General features: G+C 46.5%; 7 protein-coding genes. All 7 read right to left on the bottom strand.

Annotation, left to right across the window (positions count from 1 at the left end):
• Nucleotides 1-55 precede the first annotated feature (55 nt).
• On the bottom strand, nucleotides 56-718 hold the full coding sequence (locus PLF13_14880) for a hypothetical protein (GenBank protein ID HOP08554.1): 663 nt from the start codon (nucleotides 716-718) through the stop codon (nucleotides 56-58).
• A 237-nt stretch (nucleotides 719-955) separates the two neighbouring features.
• Nucleotides 956-1,390, bottom strand: coding sequence for a hypothetical protein (locus PLF13_14875; protein ID HOP08553.1), 435 nt, complete (start codon nucleotides 1,388-1,390; stop codon nucleotides 956-958).
• 55 nt (nucleotides 1,391-1,445) lie between these two features.
• Nucleotides 1,446-1,958 (bottom strand): hypothetical protein, encoded by a 513-nt coding sequence (locus tag PLF13_14870; GenBank protein HOP08552.1) that lies wholly within the window; start codon nucleotides 1,956-1,958, stop codon nucleotides 1,446-1,448.
• A gap of 239 nt (nucleotides 1,959-2,197) precedes the next feature.
• Nucleotides 2,198-3,172: a hypothetical protein gene (locus tag PLF13_14865; GenBank protein ID HOP08551.1), complete on the bottom strand. Its 975-nt coding sequence runs from the start codon at nucleotides 3,170-3,172 to the stop codon at nucleotides 2,198-2,200.
• A gap of 14 nt (nucleotides 3,173-3,186) precedes the next feature.
• Nucleotides 3,187-4,164 (bottom strand): hypothetical protein, encoded by a 978-nt coding sequence (locus PLF13_14860; protein HOP08550.1) that lies wholly within the window; start codon nucleotides 4,162-4,164, stop codon nucleotides 3,187-3,189.
• An 18-nt stretch (nucleotides 4,165-4,182) separates the two neighbouring features.
• A complete protein-coding gene (locus tag PLF13_14855) occupies nucleotides 4,183-5,694 on the bottom strand; it encodes a DUF6345 domain-containing protein (GenBank protein HOP08549.1) in 1,512 nt (503 codons plus the stop codon).
• Between the two features lie 340 nt (nucleotides 5,695-6,034).
• A partial coding sequence (locus PLF13_14850; GenBank protein ID HOP08548.1) for a hypothetical protein occupies nucleotides 6,035-7,020 on the bottom strand: 986 nt, incomplete at its 5' end.

The following is a 7,020-nucleotide window of genomic DNA, read 5'->3' as shown; positions in this document are numbered from 1 at the left end:
ACGCCTGCACGGATGATTCGTGGAATGCCGGCCGACCCGGCACCATCGACATGGATCACAGCAACGGGCTGCCAGAACAGACCGACCAGTCATGCCATGCCCACCCTGTCGTGCTCTTCTTCAGGTTGCCCCATAGAACCCAGCCTGGTAATTGCTGGAATACCTGGTGGACACCGAAATAATCCTTGGTGGCTTGGGATTTCCTGTCAATTTCGACATTATTTCCTATTCCGCCATAGGGGTAAAATGTGTAGAAAGTCCCTGCAGACCAGACGTAGTCCCAGTCGGTACTTAGCAAGGCCGAATCGCGCCCGCTTGATGTTTCATTCGCGATCCACTCCTTTGCCTTCAACTGAGTAGTAGTAACGGATTCCGGGTTTTCTGCCAGCCCGATGAATTCATGGGGAATCCCATTCTCATCGATCTTATAATAGTATGCAACGATTTTTGCAGTTTTTGGGAACTTGAGATCGCCGCCACCAATTCCGGCTGTTGGTTTATCGCTTGTTGCATTAGATTTTTTAAAATCGGCAATTACCTGTTCCCGCCATCCATTCAGTTCGGTGACCGAAATAGGATTCGAGAAATCACGCAATTCGAAGATTTCATTGGTTTTCACATCTGTCGTATCGATCGTCTGGCCAGTGGCCGATGGCGCAATCGCAATAGCTAGACCTATGGCGATTACCATTGCTATCCCGATAGTTTTTCTTTTCATTTCTACCTCCACTTATCCGGAGGCACAACGCAAAGGCTTTTTGCCAAAAAAGTCAATGCAAGTATGCCTTCGGGCCGCAATGGGGTTCATTGGCATTTGCATGTGTAGAACCCCCTGCGATGCCTCCCGATTGTCACTCATCGCGAATACCTTTTCTGTGCGAAAAGTTGACCAATGGAACCGCACGGTTCGATGGGAGTCCAGTTGCTACTGGAGGTGACTGGAAAAAAAGGAGAACTATCTTCCCGCTATCGCCTGGGAGATGATTTCCGACCTCGCCTGGGCGATAGATTCAGATATTAAGTATTCAGGTTCTACACTTCGTATACCAAACATTGTTGGTTTATATTCGCTCATTGATGCGACATTGGAAAATCTGCACATCGAGAAAATCTCCTCAATATCGTATTGAGAAATAAGAATAGTTTGTGTCATTTCACACTCATCTTCAGTGACTCCAACAAGGTTGTCCGGTCCAGATTGTGGTTGTCCATCTGTTACAATTACTATATCGAGTGAATTGTTGATTGAAGGCCAAGTTTCCATATATTCAGGAAAATCAGGCTCATCCTCCGCATTCACAACAGGCATAAGCATGGCGCTAAATAAAAATATGGCTATTATTGTGAGTCCTAATGTTCTTTTTTCTTGTATTTTACCGTTTATTTTCATATATTAACCTCCATTGTTATTATTTAATCTTGAACTTCATTTATCCCCTCAAATGTCAACTTACGTATACTATGTCAGATTGTGTCTGGTAGGGGCCATAAGGTGTGCCATCTGGTCCATTGAACGAATGAATTCCAAGGGTCCTGTAATATCCTCCTTCAGGGACTGTCGTCATACCAATAGCATGCACAGAGGATTTCCAAGTTCCAGAATGAACTGCTGTACCTTTTAATTGCCAATTTGTCTCTCCATCGGAACTCCGGTAGAGCCCCGCGCCAGCATACATATAAGGCAATGTTGTTAGGGGGATGGTCACAGTTTCCGATTCCCAGATGATATATCTCCCATTTGCCGTAATATCGGCTTCCATATGAACCACAAAATCTCTTTCAGGGGATATGTCCTCTGATTGATTGAGGTCAAATCTCTCAATATATCGAGGGAAATCAGGTTTGTATTTTTCATTCAGTACAATTTGATTTTCAGCACCAACTGCAGACACAAATATTGCGCCAATCAATATAAATGCAAGCAGTACAGATGCCATCTGTATTTTTTTTCTTTTCATTGTCTTTCCTCCAATATTTCTGGATTCCAGGAGGCACGACGCAAAGGCTTTTTACCAAAAAAGTCAATGCAATTATGCCTTCGGGCCGCAGCGGGGTTCATTGGCATTTGCATGTGTAGAACCCCCTGCGATACAACCCGATTGTCACTCATCGTTAATACCTTTTCTGTGCGAAAAGTTGAACAATGTAACCACATGGTTCGATGGGAGTGGAGAGAAAAAAATTGGATGTTTGTTTCTCACGTTATTTCAGCCGTGAATTCCGGTGTCGCCGGGATACACTGGTAAAACGCGGCTTCCTTCCCGTCTCCTTGCACTACCCCCTGGAAATAGTAGACCGGGATGAGATAGTCGAGATCTTCGGTCATGGTATGGTCGATGTAGACAAGTGATATCTTCGTCACAGTTGCTTTCTCCGGGTTCTTCATCCCGTCCGGTATGACGATTGGTGAGTCTTCAAGATACCCATAGGCTTCTTCAGGCCCGATGATGGGGAATTCCCTGTATGGTTCGTAGTGTGGCCATTCCATAAACATCCGTCTGACCTGACCATGAACATCTACTTCAACCCGTAGTTTATCTGTTAGGATCATATAATCATTGATCCAGTGTTTGTACCAGACATTGATCGACTCGGAATTTTTTATTTTCACACCTTTTTCTGGAGATATGAAATGCCCGACATTATGTGTCGTATCGTAAAACACGGCGCTATCAGGCCGAAGAGTGTACTGGTCGAGGAATTCGTCCGCAATCTTTCTCGCTTCCTTGTCGCTTGGGAGATGCGAGTCGATATACTCCGGAGAATAACCCGGCTGAGATGTGCGATTGCTGTAATCTATTGCTCCTTTATATGAACTGATTTTATAATCACCCTCTCCGACAAAGATAAGACCCGAAGGATTTTTCGACACCACATGCGAGACACCCAGATTGTCGGCGATCCGGAGCAACTCCTTTTCAGAGATGGTGCGATCTACGGTATACACCGCCATTTTTTCTGGGACTGTCGGAAATGCAATTTCGCTGGTGATTTCCGATGGCTTATGATCGCTCTCCAGAATACCCGTTGATTGCATTCGCGTTACATTCTCCACACCAGGCGGAATGTCTCGTCCGTTTGCCCCTATTCCAACATAGAACGCCACCCCTGCGACCACCACAATCACAACTACGGAGAGGATTATCCAAAAAAAAGGTGATTTATCTTCCATTTCTCCTGAAAATATCACGTGATCTCCGCTGCAAATTCCGGTGTCGCCGGGATACACTGGTAAAACGCGGCTTCCTTCCCGTCTCCTTGCACTACCCCCTGGAAATAGTAGACCGGGATGAGATAGTCGAGATCTTCGGTCATGGTATGGTCGATGTAGACAAGTGATATCTTCGTCACAGTTGCTTTCTCCGGGTTCTTCATCCCGTCCGGTATGACGATTGGTGAGTCTTCAAGATACCCATAGGCTTCTTCAGGCCCGATGATGGGGAATTCCCTGTATGGTTCGTAGTGTGGCCATTCCATAAACATCCGTCTGACCTGACCATGAACATCTATCTCTACCGCAAGTCTATCTGTCAGGATCAGGGAGCCATTTATCCAGTGCCTGTACCAGACATTGATCGACTCGGAATTTTTTATCTTCACATCTTTTTGGGGATCGATGAAATGCCCGATATCATGGGTCGTATCGTAAAAAACGGCGCCATCAGGCCGGAGATTGTGCGAGTCGAGGAATTCGTCCGCAATCTTTCTCGCTTCCTCGTCGCTTGGGAGGTGCGAGTCGATATACTCCGGAGAATAACCGGGCAAAGTTGTTTCATCGAGATACATTGTCCTTCCTTTGTATGATGTGATTGAATTGTAACCTTCTTTGATATCAATAAAACCCGGAGGACTTTTTGACACATCACCCCGGATGCCGAGATTGTTGGCGATCTGTATCAATTCTCCTTCAGAGATGTTGCGATCAACGGAATACACCATAATTTTTTCAGGACCTGTCGGGTATGCAGCTTCACAAGTGATTTCCGAGGGTTGACAGTTACTCTCTAGTATGCCAGTTACCTGCATCCGTGTCACGTTTTTCACACCAGGCGGAATGTCTCGTTCATCTGCCTCCAATCCATTGAATGTATAAAATCCCACGATAACTGCGATTAAAGCGATAACAAGGGCGATACCGGTAATTTTTACGAGTTTTGTATCCATCTTTTTTCACCTCCTATACTACGGAATGCAACTATGGAACTCATGATCAAATTGAACATCATACCCGGATGGACTGAACCAGGTTCCGTGCCCGTAGATATGATCGTCAATACATTCTTTTGTATTCGTATTCCCATCAATGTCTACGGCGAGTATTCCAACCCTATAACCATCCCATGGTATGATAGAGTCCGTAGCATATTTCCAGGAATCCCAAATCGTATTACCTTGACGCAATCTGTTTGCAAATATTGTTCCCAGGTCCGGATGGCCTGTACCTATAGTTTCCCATCCAACAACCGAGTGCAATCCTTTGAATGAATCTTCCCATAATGCATAGTTGTTATTCGACTCATTCAATACCATGCATGCTGCGAGAGCGATCCAATCAACCCGGGTATTTCCCCATAATGCCTCGTCATAGGTTAGGTATGAAGAAGAGATACCGTCAGAAAATGCTATTAAGCCAGGGGCTCCATGACCAGCGAAAAATGCAAAATGGGTATCATCGATGAAGTCGTCATCATGGCCCCCATATTCACTATCTTTCCAATGATCTTCATTTGCAGCGCTATCTCCATGAATAAAGCTCCCCGACCATTTGTTATCACCACTTAATAAATAATAGAAACCACTTGCTTCATCATCGCTGGATTGTAAATCGTTGGCCACACCAGGATAATCACCTACCCATTCTGCCGAACATGTATAGTCGTGATCCGTTGCGAACGCGAGATTCCGATTTGCAATCATATAAAGCCAATAACCCTTTTTCGGATAAGCCAATCTGAAATCCGAGTGGACATCATCTGCACCATTGATAATTGATGTCTCATATTGTTGGGAAGCGGCATTCCATCCAATATAATAACACCAGTCCGATCCCAGACTTTCCAGTTCTTCGCGAGCCATTGCAGCGTGAAGAAAATCATCATTGTCATTCCCCATGGGATCGAAATAACCAACGAGATTCCAGCCGGGATAGAGGGTGATGGATGGATTTTGTTGTTGTCCTGGTGGATAGTAGTTCGTATTAGCCGTAGAAGTCCCTACCGAATACACTGCGTAACCAACCAGTGGTTCTATTACTGTGGCGTATGATACACTGTCCCACATTCCAGTGCTGGCATCATAAGTAAAGATACTGCGTCCTCCAGTATCAACGTCGGCAAAAACATACGCTGCCTGATTCCATCCGTTGTATGGTAGCAATGACTTCGGAAACGAGATATAATTCCACCCATTCAAAAGCACAATATCCCCTGACGATACCTTGGTAGATAGCGGTTTTTCTTCAGATAATTCCAATTCTGTTCTTGGAAGCTCCCACTTTCCCAATGATTCTTGCTTTTCATCAGGAAGTGCGGGAGGAAATCGATAGTATCCATCTTCTGTGAAGAGAATACTCTTATCGTATTCACCAAACTTTTCTTCGCCAGACGTTTCGGCCAAGGCAAAAGATACATTTACCAATAAGGATATTATAAATGCAAAATAGAAAATTCGGTTAATATAATGCCTTTTTTTCATTGTTCACCTCTTGTTCGCACTTGCCGTACCGACGGCAAGGAGGCAGGTGAGGAGCGCGCCCGCGATGCCTGCCAGGCGTCTTGTTGTGTTGTTCATATTTTTCTCCATTTTTTTCATAACGGAGGCACGACGCAAAGGCTTTTTACTAAAAAAGTCAACGCAGTTATGCCTTCGGGCCGCAGCGGGGTTCATTGGCATTTGCATGTGTAGAACCCCCTGCGATACAACCCGATTGTCGCTCATCGTTAATACCTTTTCTGTGCGAAAAGTTGACCAATGGAACCGCACGGTTCGATGGTAGTCCAGTTGCTATTGAAGGCGACTATAAAAAAAAGGAGTATTATCTTCCCGCTATCGCCTGCGAGATGATATCGGATCTCGTAGATGAGCTCTGCACTGCCTGGGCGATAGATTCAGCCGTCGATGCTGAAGTTTTCCCGGCAGTAAACTGTGAGACACGCTCCTCCCAGTTCTGTCGATCGACCGTCACATCCGTCGGTTTGGTGGAAGTTTCACTCTCCGGCACCTCTATCCCGGATGGTTTAGTGATTACAGCGGAACTCGTAGTCCCGGTTCTGGACCGGAGCATTTCCTGGAGAATGGTGTTGGTGCCCGAAGATGACCGGGACGCTGCATCAAGCCTTCCCGAAAGCCGGCTCTTCACAGCTTCTTTATCAAACTTGACGGGAGACGACGAAGCCGATCCGCTGATCGCCCCGATCTTCTCCAGGACGAAGAGCAGGTCGTCAAGGTCATCCTCGTCTGCCGTATCGCAGGTCCAGTCGCCGTTCGACTTCGTGAGCGTCCATTCCTTCATCACCTTCGCGGGAGTCATGCCGACCATCGTAATCGTGTCGCCCGACCTCTCGTACCCGAGACGGGTGTTGGCGATGTTTGCGTCGAGTCCGAGCCGGGAGAGTGCTGATCTTATTTCAGAGGTCCAGTCCCAGTCACCCATGTGGTTGGGATTGACATAGATGGCATTCGGGCAGGGGACGATCAACTCGTAATATTCTTCAATCGTCATCAACTTGTCAGAGTAAGCGGCATAGATTTGATCCTGTTTATCCAGGTCGATCTTCGCGATGGGCAGGGTGTTCTTCGGGATGCCTGCGTAGGACGGTGCGGGGAACGGTGCGCCGGCCGGTGCTGTGGGAAGATGAACCGCATATTCTTCCCAGCCTTTCCAGACGAGCCACTGGTAGGGCGGGAGGTCTCCGTTGTAGACGTATCCCTCGGGACTGGCCCACATGTGGTACCCGGAATCGTAGAGCCACGTTCCGGAGTCGCCGTGCATAGTTTTTATTCCGTCAAGAAACATCATTC

The organism is Candidatus Zixiibacteriota bacterium (assembly GCA_035380245.1).
Classification (GTDB): Bacteria; Zixibacteria; MSB-5A5; order GN15; family FEB-12; genus DAOSXA01.
Note: the sequence above shows the minus strand (reverse complement) of the source record. Positions and strands in the feature narration are given on the sequence as shown.